The organism is Hydrogenivirga caldilitoris, assembly GCF_003664005.1.
GTDB classification, from domain to species: domain Bacteria; phylum Aquificota; class Aquificia; order Aquificales; family Aquificaceae; genus Hydrogenivirga; species Hydrogenivirga caldilitoris.
Genome location: NZ_RCCJ01000001.1, coordinates 946,800 through 962,644, shown reverse-complemented (window position 1 = coordinate 962,644; position 15,845 = coordinate 946,800). Strand labels below are relative to the sequence as shown.

At 44.9% G+C, this 15,845-nt stretch carries 16 protein-coding genes; 10 read left to right on the top strand and 6 right to left on the bottom strand.

Going from position 1 to position 15,845, the window contains the following annotated elements; translation table 11 throughout:
• Positions 1-27: 27 nt before the first annotated feature.
• From BCF55_RS05235 to BCF55_RS05215, 5 genes are read right to left on the bottom strand one after another with little or no spacing between them, the layout of a single operon-like run.
• A complete protein-coding gene (locus BCF55_RS05235; protein WP_170144754.1) occupies positions 28-1,236 on the bottom strand; it encodes a F0F1 ATP synthase subunit gamma in 1,209 nt (402 codons plus the stop codon).
• A gap of 5 nt (positions 1,237-1,241) precedes the next feature.
• A complete protein-coding gene (gene rdgB, locus BCF55_RS05230; protein WP_121013152.1) occupies positions 1,242-1,844 on the bottom strand; it encodes an RdgB/HAM1 family non-canonical purine NTP pyrophosphatase in 603 nt (200 codons plus the stop codon).
• Positions 1,841-2,437 carry a LabA-like NYN domain-containing protein gene (locus BCF55_RS05225; RefSeq protein ID WP_121011003.1) on the bottom strand — a complete coding sequence of 199 codons (597 nt, stop codon included), beginning with the start codon at positions 2,435-2,437 and terminating at the stop codon, positions 1,841-1,843. Before BCF55_RS05225 ends, rdgB begins: the two co-directional genes overlap by 4 nt.
• Positions 2,434-3,657, bottom strand: a complete 1,224-nt coding sequence (locus BCF55_RS05220; protein ID WP_121011000.1) for a baeRF12 domain-containing protein — start codon at positions 3,655-3,657, stop codon at positions 2,434-2,436. The genes BCF55_RS05225 and BCF55_RS05220 overlap by 4 nt, the downstream gene beginning before the upstream one ends.
• 28 nt (positions 3,658-3,685) lie before the next feature.
• Complete coding sequence (locus tag BCF55_RS05215; protein ID WP_121010997.1) at positions 3,686-4,837, bottom strand: coiled-coil domain-containing protein; 1,152 nt, start codon at positions 4,835-4,837, stop codon at positions 3,686-3,688.
• 18 nt (positions 4,838-4,855) lie between these two features.
• Between BCF55_RS05215 and BCF55_RS05210 the strand changes: the two genes are divergently transcribed.
• From BCF55_RS05210 to BCF55_RS05195, 4 genes are read left to right on the top strand one after another with little or no spacing between them, the layout of a single operon-like run.
• Complete coding sequence (locus BCF55_RS05210) at positions 4,856-5,380, top strand: type 1 glutamine amidotransferase domain-containing protein (protein ID WP_121010994.1); 525 nt, start codon at positions 4,856-4,858, stop codon at positions 5,378-5,380.
• The gene (locus BCF55_RS05205) at positions 5,377-6,222 is read left to right on the top strand and encodes a metal ABC transporter substrate-binding protein (RefSeq protein WP_121010992.1); all 846 of its coding nucleotides are present in this window, start codon (positions 5,377-5,379) and stop codon (positions 6,220-6,222) included. Before BCF55_RS05210 ends, BCF55_RS05205 begins: the two co-directional genes overlap by 4 nt.
• Positions 6,213-6,911: a metal ABC transporter ATP-binding protein gene (locus tag BCF55_RS05200; RefSeq protein ID WP_121010989.1), complete on the top strand. Its 699-nt coding sequence runs from the start codon at positions 6,213-6,215 to the stop codon at positions 6,909-6,911. Before BCF55_RS05205 ends, BCF55_RS05200 begins: the two co-directional genes overlap by 10 nt.
• Positions 6,898-7,698: a metal ABC transporter permease gene (locus tag BCF55_RS05195; RefSeq protein WP_121010986.1), complete on the top strand. Its 801-nt coding sequence runs from the start codon at positions 6,898-6,900 to the stop codon at positions 7,696-7,698. Before BCF55_RS05200 ends, BCF55_RS05195 begins: the two co-directional genes overlap by 14 nt.
• Here BCF55_RS05195 and BCF55_RS05190 read toward each other — a convergent pair.
• Positions 7,695-8,189 carry an FKBP-type peptidyl-prolyl cis-trans isomerase gene (locus tag BCF55_RS05190; protein ID WP_121010983.1) on the bottom strand — a complete coding sequence of 165 codons (495 nt, stop codon included), beginning with the start codon at positions 8,187-8,189 and terminating at the stop codon, positions 7,695-7,697. The genes BCF55_RS05195 and BCF55_RS05190 overlap by 4 nt on opposite strands.
• 51 nt (positions 8,190-8,240) lie before the next feature.
• Here BCF55_RS05190 and BCF55_RS05185 point away from each other — a divergent pair, with 51 nt between their 5' ends.
• From BCF55_RS05185 to BCF55_RS05160, 6 genes are all read left to right on the top strand, one after another.
• The gene (locus tag BCF55_RS05185; RefSeq protein ID WP_274542103.1) at positions 8,241-8,951 is read left to right on the top strand and encodes an SIR2 family NAD-dependent protein deacylase; all 711 of its coding nucleotides are present in this window, start codon (positions 8,241-8,243) and stop codon (positions 8,949-8,951) included.
• Complete coding sequence (locus BCF55_RS05180) at positions 8,948-9,394, top strand: DUF488 domain-containing protein (RefSeq protein WP_121010981.1); 447 nt, start codon at positions 8,948-8,950, stop codon at positions 9,392-9,394. Before BCF55_RS05185 ends, BCF55_RS05180 begins: the two co-directional genes overlap by 4 nt.
• 221 nt (positions 9,395-9,615) lie before the next feature.
• A complete protein-coding gene (locus BCF55_RS05175) occupies positions 9,616-12,405 on the top strand; it encodes a DUF7948 domain-containing protein (RefSeq protein ID WP_121010978.1) in 2,790 nt (929 codons plus the stop codon).
• Between the two features lie 72 nt (positions 12,406-12,477).
• Positions 12,478-14,049 carry an MlaD family protein gene (locus BCF55_RS05170; RefSeq protein ID WP_121010975.1) on the top strand — a complete coding sequence of 524 codons (1,572 nt, stop codon included), beginning with the start codon at positions 12,478-12,480 and terminating at the stop codon, positions 14,047-14,049.
• Positions 14,050-14,078: 29 nt separating this feature from the next.
• Positions 14,079-15,161, top strand: coding sequence for an aminopeptidase (locus BCF55_RS05165; RefSeq protein ID WP_121010972.1), 1,083 nt, complete (start codon positions 14,079-14,081; stop codon positions 15,159-15,161).
• Complete coding sequence (locus BCF55_RS05160) at positions 15,116-15,838, top strand: Crp/Fnr family transcriptional regulator (RefSeq protein ID WP_121010969.1); 723 nt, start codon at positions 15,116-15,118, stop codon at positions 15,836-15,838. The genes BCF55_RS05165 and BCF55_RS05160 overlap by 46 nt, the downstream gene beginning before the upstream one ends.
• The last annotated feature ends 7 nt before the right edge of the window (positions 15,839-15,845 follow it).

Sequence of the window (15,845 nt, the reverse complement as noted above, 5' to 3'; positions counted from 1 at the left end):
GGTGAGATTTGAACCTCTGACTGCCGGCTACCAGTCCTTGCCTCTCAATATACGGCGTTTGATGCTGCCTCTCAGTAAATTGAACACCCCTTCAACGGATAAATCTATAGCTTCCCCCTCTCTTAAAAGCCTAAAACCACCTATAAGGACCCTCTTACGGACCTCCCTTATCGGGAAGCCAAGCTTTTCCAACCTTTCCTTGAGTTCTCTCCCTCTCGTGTCCTCAGCCTTTACGTCTATCTCCAAGATATACCCCCTCTCAAAGAGGCTTTTCAGCTTTTTCTCTTCGGTAGCCAAGAAGGCAAATACTATATCTTCTATCTCTTTTGTTATCTTCTCCTGCCTGAGTTTATTCAGCACAAACCTGTAAGTGTTTAATTTCCTATCTATATTCTCAAGTATCCTTGATATAGTTCTGTACCTTGCAAAGTTTATGGATGTGAAATGCTCAAGGAATACCTCCTTTATAAAAAAACTGATATAAAGCCTTAGGAGTCCATCTATGAACGCTTCTTCAGGAGCTTCAATGTTTAAAATGATCTCTTTGGAGTACCTCTTCCTTACGTCTGCGGGAAGAAACCTGGTGATTACAGGCCTGTATCTCCCTCTCTCCGCAGCAAGCATGGGTTTCACTTTGAAAACCTCCTCAAACTTTGGATAAAAGAAAGGGCTTTCCTCAAGCAGTGCTTCCCTCCTCTCTCTTTCCTCAATTTCTATCAACTCCCCCAGCTCAACCTCGGGTCTCTGGAATATTACATAGCAGGCATCGCTGAAACCTTTCCTGAACCTTTCTACCAAGACACTCTTTATATTTCCGACTGCATCCCAATCTATATCCTTTGTGAGAACACCTTCAAAAACAACAGCCCCTGTATCAAGTAACCTGCTGGTGGCTCCCTTCTTGCCGGCAAGAAAGAGATTTATATTCTTGTCTTTCTTAGATTCAATGAAGCTTTTCAGGGTCTTAAGCGTTCTTGTAACAAAATCTCCTATATAACCCCTGTCTGAAGTAAGGACAAGTACATCAACATTCTTCTCCTCCCTTAACTCCAGCAGGTCTATCCTTACTCCTGAGTAAAGAGAGTAAAGATGTTCAAGAACTTCCTGGAGTCTCAGAAAGTAAGGAAGTTGAGCGCCAACAACAGAGCTGTACTTCTTATACCTGTTGACAGCTATCACCTCCCAGACATTTAAAGTGCTTCTTAAAGCTTCCAGAGTTTTTATCTTTCTTTTCACACTCACTACAGCTTACACTTGGACAGGAGCTCTGACATATTCCTCAAAGCCTTCCCTCGGTGGGAAACTGCATCTTTCTCTGCGGGGGAGAGCTCAGCCATCGTTTTCTTGAAACCTTCCGGTTTAAAGATGGGGTCATACCCAAAACCACCCTGCCCCCTTGGACTTTCGGTTATCGTTCCCTTACATTCGCCCTCTGCAAAGAATCCCTTGCCGTTGAAGTAAAGAACCACAAAGGCAACGAATCTTGCACTTCTGTCTTCTCTTCCCTTCATAAGTCTGAGGAGTTTCCTTATATTTGTCTCGTCCCTGCTTCCTATGATTGGTTCTTTACCCCCAAACTCTATTTCATGGAATCTGCTTGAGTAAACCCCTGGATAACCTCCAAGAGCGTCAACAACGAGACCAGAGTCATCGGCAAGGGTGGGAAGCTTGAACTTATCATAGTAAGCATTTGCCTTAAGGTAGGCGTTCTCAAGGAACGTAGTTCCTGTTTCCTCCACCTCTATATTCTCCGTAGGCTCAACCACTTCAAGACCTATGGGTTCCAGTATCCTCTTTATTTCCTTGAGTTTACCTGGGTTTGTAGTTGCAACAAGAAGCTTCATCTCTTCCAAAGGCTCTTTATCTTTGCCCAGAAACCAACCTCTTCGTACAGTGCAGGTTTCTCCTCATAAGTGAACCTATCAAGGAAATCGTCAAGGAGTATGAACCTGTCACAGGCTTTTCTGAGGTTATAGGAGCTCGTCTTTTTAAAGGTTGCGTTCTCAACCCTTTTCCCTATTCTCTGTATATCTTCAACTGTATATATGAAGTCGCTGTCTCCGCTCACAAGTATGGCAGTGTCATAAGCATCCTGATAAGCCAAGGAGAGCATGTCCGTGGCGAGCATTATGTCAACTTCCTTTTCTACAAACTCACCTGAGGGTAGTTTTCTCAACTTTGCAAGCTTAACCTTTATACCTGAGAGGGCAAGCTCATCCAGAAATCTTTTCTGACGAACGAGACTTTCCCACTCGGGAGTCCCCTTTCTAACGTCCCTGTCCTGAGGAACTGCAGTATAAAAGTACGTCCTCACAAGCCTTCTGCTTTCCCTCAAAAACTCAATAAGCCTTCCGTAGTCAATCTTGATGTTGAGATACCTTATACCGTGAAAGAGGTTAGAGCCATCAATGAAAATCATTAACCTCTCTTCGTTCATAGGCTAAATCTCAGAAAGGCAGCGAGCCCATCAATCTTCCTCTGTAACTCCTCGTTTACGACTATCTCAACGGTTGCCTTCTGGTCAAGTGCCTCTTCTATAACCTCATCAACTATGTCCCCTATCTCAACAGGTTTTTCCCCTTCAAGGGGGCACTCCGGTTTCAGAGATACTAGGTGGGTTTCCGGACATAGATACCCGGGTTTTTCAAAGTTCTCAGGAACCAGGATGGTCCTTACATTGCCAACGGCGAGCATATCAAGAACTTTAGAGGTGCCGTTTACGGCGAGACCCTTCCCAATAAGTTCCTCAAGCTCAGATATCAGCTTCCTTTCCTCTTCTCTGTCCTTTTCCCATAGCAGATTGAGAACCTTCTCTCTGACCTCCGTAGGTTTAGCCTCGGAGGTGTTCACCTCTATGTACCCCAACAGTCTCTCCTTAAGGTACCTGTGAAGGTGGTTTTCTATCTCCCTGATACCATTTTCAAGGAAGCCTCCGATGACAAGCCTGTCAAACTTGCTCTCTTTCCAGTCTTCAAAGGCTGCATCTGCAGCAAGCTTGAGAACCCTGTGCCACTCCTCCCTTATCCTCATGTGAAAACGCCACTCGCCGTAAGAGTGTTGAACCATATTTGGAGCTGCTCCTCTGGATGGCATCCTGAGCTGAAATGTTCCCTGTGCACCTTTTAAGGCAGCACCCCCGCTATGGAATCTGTGTGCCCTGGTAGCAAGCGGCTCAAGGAAATCTACCTTCTCTGTCGTTTCCTCTATATCCATGAGGAAGTACCTAACATGCTTTCTGTCCAACAGGAGGACAGCCACCTTTCCGAACTCCTCGTCTATGGCGGCTATCTCTCTTATAAGAGGGTCGGGAGCTACCATAAGTCTGTTCCTATATACGTAAGGTAGCTTTACCACCTCAAAGATATTCTCTGCCGAACAGGAGAAGATAGCTATGCCCCTGCACCCATCTAAGTTCTTCGGTTCAGATAGAAATTCACCTATCGTCTCAAAATCCCTCTCAAGGGAGTCAAAAAGCCCTTTAGAGAGGTTCCTCTTTGAGAGTTCTTCCTTTTTCTCCTTTACCATATCTTTGTAAATTCTCAGGTACTTGTTGTCCTGCCTCTCCTCTGGTCTCAGGTGAAGATAAAGAGACGTTACCAGAGCGCTCTCGGACCTTAAAGAGGCGAGCTTCTCAAGAGTTTCTCTTAAACTTGCCATATATTTTCCTCCTTTTTTCTGCGTTGTTTTATTTATATATTTTACTTAAAACGTTCTTTATGTAACGCTCCTTCTCCTTATTGTCCTCTGAACCAAGCACACCCACGATTTCCCAAGAGTTGTTGGCTTTCCTGAGGTAAATTCTCCCTCCGGAGAACCTTAACTTGTAAATGTCAGGTAATGTGGTTAAAGGCTCTACATTCTCATTACCCTGTCTTTGGGATAGGCGGAGAACCTCTTTTATAACAACCTTCCTCTTTTCCGGGGGCAGTTTTATAAGCTCCTCAAGGGCTCTATCACCGAACTTTACACCGGGAATTGAGCTGAACACCTCTTTAAGCAGCCCTCTGCCCTCAGTCTTCCCACATTGTTCAAGCTCTATTTCAAGGGCACTAACCTTTACGCTGAGGTTTTCAACCTCTCTTTTTAGTCCTTCAACCTCTTCTTTGAGTTTTTCGTTTTCATCTGAATAAAGGTCAACGAGCTCTTGAAGTTGAAGAAGCTCTTTTATAAGTCTCTTTCTTTCTTTCCTGAGATTCACAAGCTCATCTCTACTCCCCGTATGCCCCTCTTCCTCTCTCATAGCCTCCAGGAGCCGAAAGAGTTTCCTATTTGCTTCAACAAGTTTCTCTTCCTTTTCCTTATATTCCTTAAGCTCTCTCTGAAGCTCCTCAAGCCTTTCCTCAAGTTCCCGCTCCCTCTCTTCCGAAACTTCCTCGCCCCTTTCCTTTTCAACCTTCTCTATTTCCTGCTTCAAAAGACGGAGGTGTACTTCTATCCTTTCCCTCTCCTTAACGACCCTATCAATCTCTCTTAAGAGCTCCTCCCTCTCCCTTTGTATCTGTTTTAGGTTCCTCTCCGTTGGAGATTCAAAGAGCGCCACCAGTGCAAAGGTAAAGATAACAGGCGGTAAGTCTCTAACAATTATCTCTAAGTTACCAAAGTATACACTGAGAGCTACTATTTGGAAGAAGAAAAGGTAACCTATCCACTGGACGGTTCCATGTCTTTCCCCGAACAACCAGCTTATATAGAGAACGGAAGTGTAAGCGAGCACAAGTATCACGTTGTGAACATCCTCCGGAAACAACGGTATTGGAGAAAGCCCAGAGGCTGTTATGTACCATAGGAGGAAGTTATAGGAGACTATAAGGAAAAGTAAGGTTAAAGCTTCCCTCATGAAGTAAAATTTAAACCCATGAAGAAGGTTTTAATCTTTTTGGAAGAACTTGTTGAAGATGTAGAGTTCCTTTACCCTTACATGCGCTTTAAGGAGGAGGGATACGAAGTTGTATCTGCAGGACCCGTTATGAAAGAGTATAAAGGGAAAAAGGGCATGAGCTTTAAACCAGACGTGGTTTTGAAAGACATTATCCACGAGAGCTTTGATTGTGTCTTTATTCCAGGCGGCTACGCTCCTGACAGACTCAGAAGGTATACAGAGGTATTGAGTCTTGTCAAGAGGAGTTATGAAGAGGGTAAGTTAGTGTGTGCGGTATGCCACGGTCCATGGGTCTTGATATCCGCAAAACTCGTTGAGGGGAAAAGGGTTACCGGCTTTCCAGCCATAAAGGACGACCTGATAAACGCTGGAGCCAACTACACAGGAGAACCAGTGGAGGCGGACAAAAACCTTATAACCGCCACAGACCCAAACTCAATGCTGGATATGATTCGTGTAGTAATTAGGAAGCTGAACAAGGTGGAAGAGGCTAAAACGTGAGATTCCTCTTAGTCCTTATACTTATACCTCTCATTACTACGGCTAAAGAGTTTGTTCTCGTGAGCGTGTACCCCTTCTACGACGTGCTGAAAGAGTTATCGGGGGATAGATTCAGGGTTGAGGTTCTGATACCACCGAAGGCTGATTACCATCTTTACGAACTTTCATCAAAGGAAATCAAGAAGATATCTCAGGCAAGGCTTGTATTCGTTAGCGGGATACCGTTAGGGGGTTGGGAGAGAAAGGTTGAAGAGATATCCGGAAACAGAGCCTTTAAACTGGCTGAGGGTATAGAGCTTAAAAGTTCCGGCGAGCATGGAGGTGTTAAAACTGACCCCCACATATGGCTCTCACCCAAAAGGATGATGCTTGTAGCAGAGAACGCTTACAAAGCCTTTGTAAAACTTGAACCAGATAAGGAAGACATTTACAGAGAGAACCTGCGTAAAGTTCTGGATAAACTCAAGGAGCTGGACAGGGATTACAGAGAAAACCTCAAGAGCTGCAAGCACAGGGTGATACCTATACCCCACCCTGCCCTTGGTTACCTTGCACAAGATTACGGATTGAGCCAGCTTTCCATAGGCAGTGGCGATGTTCACGGGGATATATCACCGATAGAGCTCTCCCGATTCATTTCTGAGGTAAAGGAGAAAGGTATAAACTTTATGTTTGAAATATACGGGGCAAGGTCAAAGTATGCTGACGTGTTCACTAAAGAATACAATCTAAGGATTTACAGACTGAACGTCAAAATTATCCCCTCAGAGCACGGTAAGGATTACTTCTCCATAATGAGATACAATCTGAAGGTCCTCAGGGAAGCACTGGAATGTATGTAGTAGAAGCGGAAAACCTATCTTTTTCCTATGACGGAAAGGTCAATACCCTTGAAAACGTAAACTTCAAGGTAAAGAAGGGAGAGTTTATCGGTATCGTAGGACCAAACGGTGCAGGAAAAACAACTCTGTTTAGGATAATTCTTGGTTTTTTGAAACCAACTGGGGGGAAGGTGAAGCTCTTCGGGACGGATATAAAGCACTTCAAGGAATGGAACAGGATAGGCTACGTTCCCCAAAAGCTAAACGTTGAACAGAACTTCCCAGCAACAGTAAGAGAACTCCTCTCATTGGTAGCTGGAAGGGAAAGGATCAAGGATATCGCAGACTTCTTACATATAGACTTTTATATAGACAGACAGTTCCTGAAGCTCTCTGGAGGACAGCAGCAGCTTGTTCTCTTGGGTATGGCTATCGCATCGGAACCTGAGTTGTTACTCCTTGACGAGCCAACCGCGGGATTGGATATACACGCTCAGATGCACATAACCCAAATACTAAGAGAGCTGTCTACAAACGAAGGAAAAACCGTACTTATGATATCCCACGATTTGGGTTTGGTTCTGAAAAACGTGGATAAGGTTCTGTGTATAAACAGGAGTGTACATTACTATGGGGAACCCGATGAGGCTTTGGACACCATAGAGGAGTTATTTGGTATAAGAAGAGGTATCAAAAATGGAACTCCTTAGTTATGACTTTGTTCAGAGAGGAATATTAACAGGCGTAACGGTGGGCATAGTTTCTGCTATCGCAGGCGTCTTCCTGATATTGAGGAGAATGTCCTTTCTCGGAGCGGGTTTATCCCATGCTGCCTTCGGCGGTATAGCACTGAGTATGCTTTTGGGTGTTGAACCTTTTCTGTTTACCTCTATTTTTACGATACTTGTTGGCAACCTGGTTCAGGTGCTAATTTACCACAGACGTGTGCCTGGTGATGCTGCAATAGCCCTTGTGTTCTCAGGAGGTGTTGCCCTTGCGGTGCTTATCCTGGGTATAGTTAAGGGATTTGGAGAATACATATTCAGTTACCTATTTGGAAACATACTCATAGTCACAAGGGAAGAACTCTACTTTTCTTTGGTATCCTCTGCATTGGTTCTCCTATTCTTCATAGTCTTTTATAAGAAACTTGTCCTTCTATCCTTTAGCGAGGAGCTTGCCAAGCTGAAAGGCGTAAATCTTACCCTTATGAACCATCTGCTAGTATCCGTTTCTTCACTGGTTATAGTTATGGCAATAAAGGCTGTTGGAATAATATTAGCCTCTTCAATGATAGTTATACCCGCTTTGACAGCTTTACTCATGGGAAGCTCCTTTCTCAGCGCTGTAATTGTATCTACGGGTGTATCGCTTGTATCTGTGGTCGCGGGTATAGCGTTGGCCTTCTATTACGATTTGCCCCCAAGCGGCACGATAGTGGGGGCTATGATTTTCCTATTCGGCTTAGCCTTTCTCAGAAGAGCTTTCAGCTCTTAGTGATGAGCCCCGCCCGGTCCGTGAGCGTGTCTGTGAAGTATCTCATCCGGTGAGGCTTCCCTCACATCAAGGATTTCAATTTCAAAAACCAAGTCTCTACCAGCCAACGGATGGTTCATATCAACTGTAACTGTTTGCTCATCAAAATCAACCACGACCATGTTTATAACTTTTCCCTCTGGGGTTTGAGCTTGCAGAGGAAGCCCTTTTTCAAGGGGTACATTCTGGAAGTACTCACGAGGAGCTTTCTGTATAAGCTCCGGGTTTCTGGGTCCGTATGCTTCTTCTGCGGGAACCTCAATATCCCTGCTCTCACCAACGGTCATTCCCAGCATTCTGCTTTCAAGACCAGGGATTATCTCGCCGGCTCCTACAAGGAAGGATACAGGCTGTCCACCTTCTTTGCTGGACTCAATTACACTTCCGGTCTCCTTATCCTTAAGGGTATAGTGGAAGGAGACAACTGCGTTCTTCTCAACTGATTGTGACATGATACAACTCCTTTATAGTTTGATTTGTTCAATTTAAGGTTTTAAGAAATTATGTCAAGGTTTAAATTGGAAGTTATGAAGATAAGGGTACTTACAGGAGCTGGTATATCTGCCGAGAGCGGCATACCCACCTTTAGGGGAAAAGATGGACTATGGAACAAGTACGACCCTGCAGAACTTGCAACACCGGAAGCCTTTGAGCAAAACCCAAAGCTGGTATGGGAGTGGTACGATTGGAGAAGGCAGCTTATAGCTAAAGCGCAGCCCAATGAAGGGCATAGGATAGTAGCAAAGATGGAGGAGCTTTTTTCAGACTTCTGGCTTATAACTCAGAACGTAGACGGGCTTCACCAGAGGGCAGGCTCAAAGAAGGTGATTGAACTCCACGGAAACATATGGAAGGTGAGGTGTTTAAACTGCGGAGCGGAATATTACGAATACACTACCCCCCTGCCTGAGATTCCACCTAAGTGTAGGGAATGCTCAGGATTACTTCGTCCTGGCGTGGTTTGGTTCGGGGAGTCTTTACCTGTAGATGCCCTTAGCAAGGCATACGAGTTATCCCAGAATGCTGATGTGTTCATAGTCGTGGGAACCTCAGCGCTTGTGTATCCTGCTGCAGAACTCCCTCTAATAGCCAAAAGGGAAGGAGCAAAACTCATAGAGGTTAATCCAGAGGAGACACCCATAACACCCTATGCGGATTATTCTCTTCGTGAGAAGGCAGGGGAGGGACTGAGAAAGGTTACGGAAATGTTATGAGAATATTTTCAGTTGGGCACAGCTCAAGGGAGATAGTGGAGTTTATCTCCTTACTTAAAACGTATGGTATAAAAACTCTTGTTGATGTGAGAAGTTACCCCAAAAGTTCCCGTTTCCCCCACTTTAGCAGAGAGAATTTAGAGAAAGCCCTTGAAGAGGCAGGCATAACTTACTTTCATTTGCCTGAGCTTGGAGGAATGAGGAAAGAGGGCTACCTGGGTTATATGAATAAGGAAGGCTTTAAAAGGGGTCTGGAGCGGCTCATGGAACTCTCAGGGGGCGGAAAAACTGCCTTTATGTGTGCTGAGAAAAACTGGAGGGAATGTCATAGGAGGTTCATTGCAGAGGCACTCGTCAAAGAAGGATTTGAGGTACTCCATATAATTGATAACAAAAGGCTGGAGGAACATCCTAAGAGTCTATTTATGACGCAAACCGAATAGAACTGTAAGAATTTTTTACACTATGTAAACAAATTTTACATATATATATCTCAATCTTGGGCTGCACCATTCAGCGGTTCTGTAACTCAATAGAAGTGTAAAACTTTTTAACACAAAAAGGACATATACCAAAGAACTGAATAAAGCCCTTCCCCCTACCGCTTCAACTCTTTAAGCCCTCCTGGCACACTTCTTGCAAGCAAAAATTAAGGAGGTGGATTATGAGGAGAGTTTACATATTAACTTTCTCTCTTGCTTTAATTACGTTATCACTACTCTTCTTGATACAGGAAGAGAGTGTTAGACCTCACACACAACAGCAGAAGACGGGATTAACAAACATTTATAGAGAGCTTCCCCTCTTCTTCATAGAGAACAGGGGACAGGTTGACAGCAAGGTAAAGTTCTACGAGAAAGGCACAGGACACAGCACCTACTTCACCAAAGAAGGCATATATATAACCCTCAGCAAGAAAAACTCCAAACCAGAAGTGGTGAAGATAACACCCCTCGGAGCAAACCCAAAAACAAATATAGAGGCGGAGGATAAACTCTCAGGAAAGGTCAACTACTTCAAGGGTAAAGACCCGAAGAACTGGAGAACCAACATACCGACCTACGGGAAGGTCAGATACAGAGAGGTATATGAGGGTATAGACCTCGTCTTTTACGGGAACCAGAGGAGACTTGAATACGATGTGGTGGTGAAGCCTGGGGTTGACCCTGGTGTGGTGAGGTTCAGCTATGAAGGTGTTAAGGAGCTGAAGGTAAACGATAGGGGAGAGCTCTTGGCAGTTCTTCTCTCCGGTAGGGAGGTAATTCAGAAAAAACCCTACGTTTATCAGGAGATAGGAGGGAAGAAGAAGGTAATAGAGGGCGAGTATGTGGTAAACAGGGAGGGAGACTCCTTTGTTTACACCTTCAGGCTGGGTCCTTACGATGAGAGGTATGCCCTCTTTATAGACCCTGTGCTCTCTTACTCTACTTACCTGGGTGGGAGTAGCGGTGAGCTCGGGAGAGCTATCACGGTGGACAACTTTGGAAATGCCTATGTGACCGGAAGCACCAACTCAACAGACTTTCCTCTAATGAATGAATACGATAACGATTGCGGTACCGATAACGATCCGAACACCTGTGATGGTGACCCATTTATAACAAAGTTTGACCCTTCTGGAAATCTACTTTACTCTACCTATATAGACGTAACGGACGACCAGATAGCGTGGGACATAGCCGTAGACGGCTCTGGGAATATTTACATAACCGGCAATAATGGTTTCATAATAAAGCTCAATCCTAGCGGCGACCAGGTTCTATATTGGAATTATCTTGCAAACCTGACTCAAAATATATATAACACGGCTGCTTTCGGGTTAGCTGTTGATGACTCTGGGAACGCTTACATAACGGGCAACACCTGGGAATCGGGTGTCTCCTACGCCTTTGTGGCAAAGATAGACACCAACCAGCAGGGACAGAACAGTCTAATCTACTTAAGGAACATAGGAAACGATAGCACTGGGTATGATATAGCTATTGATGGCTCCGGGAACGCCTATGTGACCGGGCATACCGTATCACCAAGCTTTCCTACCATGAACGCTTACGACTCAACCTGTGGCGATAACAGCAGCTGTGATTCGAACAAATACGACGCCTTTGTTGTGAAGCTAGACCCTAACGGAAATACCCTTTACGCCACCTATTTAGGTGGAAATGGCGACGATATAGGCTACGGGATTGCCGCCGATGATTCCGGAGTTGCATACATCACAGGAGAGACAAGGTCATCCACTTTTCCGACAACACCAGATGCTTTGGACTCCGACCCTTTTTCACAAGACGCCTTTATTACAAAGATAGATACCACTAAGTCGGAACAGGACAGCTTGGTCTATTCAAGTTATTTAGGAGGTAACGGCACTGATGCAGGAAGGGACATAGCCCTAGATAGCTCCAAGAACATTTACATAGTAGGTTTCACAACTTCCACTGACCTCCCTGTCACTGACGATGCTTACCAAGATTCTCTCAATGGAATTTTTCTGGATGTTTTCTTAGTCAAAATCAACTCTACGGGAAGTTCCATAATCTACCTGACCTACTTTGGCGGTAGCGGTAATGAAGAAGGTTGGGGTATAGCTGTAGACAATTCCAATAGTATCTACATAACAGGACATACTCAATCAACAGACTTCCCTCTGAAGAACGAGAACCAATCTGAAAGAAAAGGTTTGCAAGACGCCTTCGTGGCGAAGTTCTCCGAACCAAATCCTACCCACACCCTTACCGTCAACAAAACCGGAACAGGCTCAGGAACCGTGACGAGCAACCCTGCGGGTATCAACTGCGGAGTAAACTGCACAGCTCAGTTTAACGTAGAGAGCAGTGTTACGCTAAACGCCACTCCGGACACAGGTTCAACCTTTACGGGGTGGGGAGGAGACTGTGCGAGCTGTGATACGAACGTGTCTTGTCAGATAGTTATGTATTCTGATAAGACCTGCACGGCAAACTTTGATAGCTCCTCTTCATCAATCCCCGATGCGGAGTGTGGAAACATAACCGTAAACATTCAGGGCGGACTGTTCAAGGAGGGAGCTTCAGTTATGAAAAACCTGCCCCAATTCCCCATAAATGCCACAGCACCTTGCGGAGCTGTTAACTTTACAGTTCACAGTGTAACTGGGAGTATAACCGTCAGCGTTACGTTCCCCAACATCCCTCCCAACGCACTCTTTTACAAGCTCGTTAACGGCAACTATCACGATGTAAACTCGGTGGTCAGTGTGAACGGCAACACGGTGAGCTTAACTGTTAATGACAACGGAATCTATGACAGCAACACTAACAGCGGTGAGATAACGGACCCTCTTGTCATGCTCGTTCCTGATAGTGGTGGTGGAGACGATGGTGGATGTTCACTTGGAGGCTCTTCTTCACCCACTTACCTACTTATACTGCTTACCCTCACAGTAGTTCACCTTTTAAGAAGGTACAAGGTTTAGTTTTATCCCTGCGGTGGGGCTTCCTTTCCCCACCGGGGACTTAAATAAGCCTTCTGTTTATACTATATACCGATGAGGATAACAACAGAGGTCAAACTGGGGGCTTTCGTTCTTGCCACATCCTTAGCTTTTGCATTCCTGATACTCACTTTTGGCGAGATACCCCTTTTTAAGCCCTCCACAAAGAGCTATGTGGTTTACTTCAAAGACGTTGGGGGTTTGTCTATAGGTGCGGAGGTCAGGGTTTCGGGTATAAGAGCTGGAAAAGTTGAAGATATAACCCTTGAAGACAGCAGGGTGAAGGTTGTTTTCAATGTGGATAAAAGGATAAAGCTTTTCAGAGATACATCTGCGACTATAGGAACCCTTGGACTGATGGGGGATAAATACCTGGCTATAAATCCTGGGACGCCTGAAAGCGGAGAGCTCCCGGAGGGCGGCGCTGTAAAGACAGCCGAGGGGGTGGCAGATACGGACAGGTTGATAAGGGAGCTAACGAGAACTGCGGAGAGCTTTAAGCTGGTTGCCGAAAACCTGAACAGAATGCTTGAAGAGAACAGAAGAAACTTGAAAGATACCCTTGAGAACTTAAACGCGCTGACCGCGACGTTGAGAAGGATCGCCGAAGAGAATCAGGAAAACCTGAAGGTAGCTCTTGCCCAGATGGCTCAGCTTACTGAAAGTCTCAACAGGACGCTCCCTGAAGCTATCGCCTCCATAGATAGGCTTGCTGATGAGCTGAGCGGTATAGCCTCGGAGAATAGGGAGGATATAAGAATCCTCGTATCTAACCTAAGAAGCGTATCCAGCGAACTTAAAGGAGAGCTTCCTCGTCTTGTGGAAAATCTGAATTCCCTTTCCAGTAACCTGAATGAGGTTGTTAAGGAGAACAGGGTAGACCTCAAGACTTCTATAAGGAATCTATCGGAGATAACCCAGAGGTTAAAAACAACCTCTGGTAGGTTGGACAACATCCTTGCAAAGGTTGAGAGCGGAGAAGGGACCCTTGGAAAGCTGGTTACCGATGAAGAGCTATACAGGAGCGTCTCAAAAGGAGCAAAGCTTTTTGGAGAGGCTGGAGACGTAATAACAAGGACAAAGGTCTTCGTAGGTTTTGGGGGAGAGCTGTACTCTGGAGGAGACACAAAAGGTTATATGTCCTTAAGAATAGAGCCTGACAGAAACACATACTACCTCGCCGAGGTGGTTGGTGATTCAAGAGGAAGGGTTTACACCGAGGAGATAGTGGGAAACGGGGAGGTTGTCAAGAAGGAGTTCAAGCCTGAGTTTACCCTTCAGATAGCAAAGAAGTTCTATGTGGGTGAGGAGAGTTACCTCTCTGTGAGAGCCGGTCTAAAGGAGTCAACAGGTGGGGTGGGTTTTGATTTTTCTCCCTCTGAAAGGATAAAACTTTATTCGGACATATGGGATACGGGAAGAAAAGATAGACCCGAAGAAGAAGACCTCAAACCCAACCTGCAGGTCGGTATCCAGCTCAGACTTAAGGGACCTCTTTACACCCGCTTCGGTGGAGATGACCTGCTGAACGATAAGTTGAGAGGAGCCTTTGTTGGAGTAGGTCTTGAGTTCTCTGAGGAGTATCTTAAGTATCTCTTGGGTGGAATGGGGCTTCCCTTTCCTTAGGTGGTATTTTAATTTATATGAGGAGAGCCATGTATAGTGACCAGATAAGAAACCTTTATAAGACGAACCTCAACCTTAATGTAAAGGATAGACTTCTCCTCTTTACCGACGATGAGAAAGACTATCTTCAGGAGCTCATAGAAGATTTTGCAAAAGTGGGCAGGGAGTTTACTCAGAACATCAAGTTTACGATTTACAGCTCTACAAAAACCCATGGAGCCGAGCCTCCGGAGGAGCTTTGGGAAATCACCTTTGGAAAGGAAGCTATAAGTGAATTGAAAGAGAAAGGTCTTCTTGAGAAAGTTCTTATGAAGGAAAATTACTCCCAGGAGGAGGTATCACAGATACTCAAAGAGAAAGCCCAGGATGTACCCACTGCCGTAGTTGCGTTTCCCTACTTCTCAACGACACATACCTTTTACAGAAAGGCTCTTACAGAGGTTTTTGGTGCTCGGTATGTTTCAATGCCTCTCTTTGACCCAACCATGTTTCTCACCTCAATGAATGTAGACTGGGGCTTTGTTGCCAAGCTAAGCACAGATATAGCGGATATGCTTACAGAAGCCGAATGGGTTCATGTTAAATCCGAGTACGGAACGGACCTGGAGTTTTCAGTTAAAGGCAGAAAGGGCATAGCGGATACGGGGCTTTTTCATAATCCCGGTGAGTTTGGAAACCTGCCTGCAGGGGAAGCTTTCACCGCTCCCATTGAAACGGAGGCATACGGTAGGCTTGTTATCCTTTACGCTCCTGACAGAGAGCTTGAAAGGCCTATCACTATGAAGTTCATAGATGGAGGTGTTGAAAGCATAGAGGGGTTTGAAGATTACAGATACTTTATTGAGGATATATTTAAGAAGATGCCTGAGGCTAGGTTTATAGCGGAGTTTGGAGTAGGGACAAACCCAAAGGCTTCCAGACCTGATAATCTACTTGAGGCAGAGAAAATATTGGGAACTGTACACGTAGCTATAGGCGACAACCATACCTTTGGAGGACTGAATAAGGTTGGATTTCACACAGATTACGTGGTGTTCAAACCCACAGTTTTAATAGGAGGAAAAGGATGGGAAAAAAAGCTACTGCTAAAGGGCGAACTCCAGAAGATATAAAGCTTGAATTCATACAGAAGGTTCATCTCTTTGAGGACCTTAACCCTGATGAGCTCAGGGAAGCTGTAAGATATATGAACATAAAGGAATACGATAAGAATGACTATCTCTTCTTTGAAGAGGATGCAGAACCGGGCATTTTTATACTTATTGATGGTCTTGTCAAGCTAATAAAGGAAACCCAAGATGGCAAAACCATCATAGTCAGGCTTGTTTTCCCTGGAGATGTCTTTGGATGGATAGAGTGGGGCAGGAACACTCCTAAAAGTACCTACACAGCTATGGCTATACTTAAGTCAAAGGTTCTGTATATATCCAACAAAGATTTTATAACGCTTGCCATAAAGTATCCTGCGGTTGCAATAAAGATGACCTGTGATGCAACGGCGAACTTACTCCAAACCTATGAAATACTTAAGAGCATAGCCTCTGGAAGGGTTGAGGAGAGAATCGCGAAGGTTTTACTGGAGCTTGCGGACAGAATAGGTGTTGAAAAGGATGGGAAGATAATAATCAAGCTTCCTCTTACCAGGCAGGACATAGCGGAGATGACTGGAACAACGGTTGAAACCGCCATAAGGGTTATGAGCAGATGGAAAAAACAGGGGATAATAAATACGGAAAGGGGATACATAGAGATAATCAACCGCAGGGAATTGGAAAAACTTTTGGTATAAAATAGGG

What these genes read in the sequence shown, in the direction of transcription:
- rdgB (WP_121013152.1), bottom strand. Translation starts at nt 1,844, where the DNA reads ATGAAGCTTCTTGTTGCAACTACAAACCCAGGTAAACTCAAGGAAATA.
- BCF55_RS05225 (WP_121011003.1), bottom strand. Translation starts at nt 2,437, where the DNA reads ATGAACGAAGAGAGGTTAATGATTTTCATTGATGGCTCTAACCTCTTT.
- BCF55_RS05220 (WP_121011000.1), bottom strand. Translation starts at nt 3,657, where the DNA reads ATGGCAAGTTTAAGAGAAACTCTTGAGAAGCTCGCCTCTTTAAGGTCC.
- BCF55_RS05215 (WP_121010997.1), bottom strand. Translation starts at nt 4,837, where the DNA reads ATGAGGGAAGCTTTAACCTTACTTTTCCTTATAGTCTCCTATAACTTC.
- BCF55_RS05210 (WP_121010994.1), top strand. Translation starts at nt 4,856, where the DNA reads ATGAAGAAGGTTTTAATCTTTTTGGAAGAACTTGTTGAAGATGTAGAG.
- BCF55_RS05200 (WP_121010989.1), top strand. Translation starts at nt 6,213, where the DNA reads ATGTATGTAGTAGAAGCGGAAAACCTATCTTTTTCCTATGACGGAAAG.
- BCF55_RS05195 (WP_121010986.1), top strand. Translation starts at nt 6,898, where the DNA reads ATGGAACTCCTTAGTTATGACTTTGTTCAGAGAGGAATATTAACAGGC.
- BCF55_RS05190 (WP_121010983.1), bottom strand. Translation starts at nt 8,189, where the DNA reads ATGTCACAATCAGTTGAGAAGAACGCAGTTGTCTCCTTCCACTATACC.
- BCF55_RS05185 (WP_274542103.1), top strand. Translation starts at nt 8,241, where the DNA reads ATGTCAAGGTTTAAATTGGAAGTTATGAAGATAAGGGTACTTACAGGA.
- BCF55_RS05180 (WP_121010981.1), top strand. Translation starts at nt 8,948, where the DNA reads ATGAGAATATTTTCAGTTGGGCACAGCTCAAGGGAGATAGTGGAGTTT.
- BCF55_RS05175 (WP_121010978.1), top strand. Translation starts at nt 9,616, where the DNA reads ATGAGGAGAGTTTACATATTAACTTTCTCTCTTGCTTTAATTACGTTA.
- BCF55_RS05170 (WP_121010975.1), top strand. Translation starts at nt 12,478, where the DNA reads ATGAGGATAACAACAGAGGTCAAACTGGGGGCTTTCGTTCTTGCCACA.
- BCF55_RS05165 (WP_121010972.1), top strand. Translation starts at nt 14,079, where the DNA reads ATGTATAGTGACCAGATAAGAAACCTTTATAAGACGAACCTCAACCTT.
- BCF55_RS05160 (WP_121010969.1), top strand. Translation starts at nt 15,116, where the DNA reads ATGGGAAAAAAAGCTACTGCTAAAGGGCGAACTCCAGAAGATATAAAG.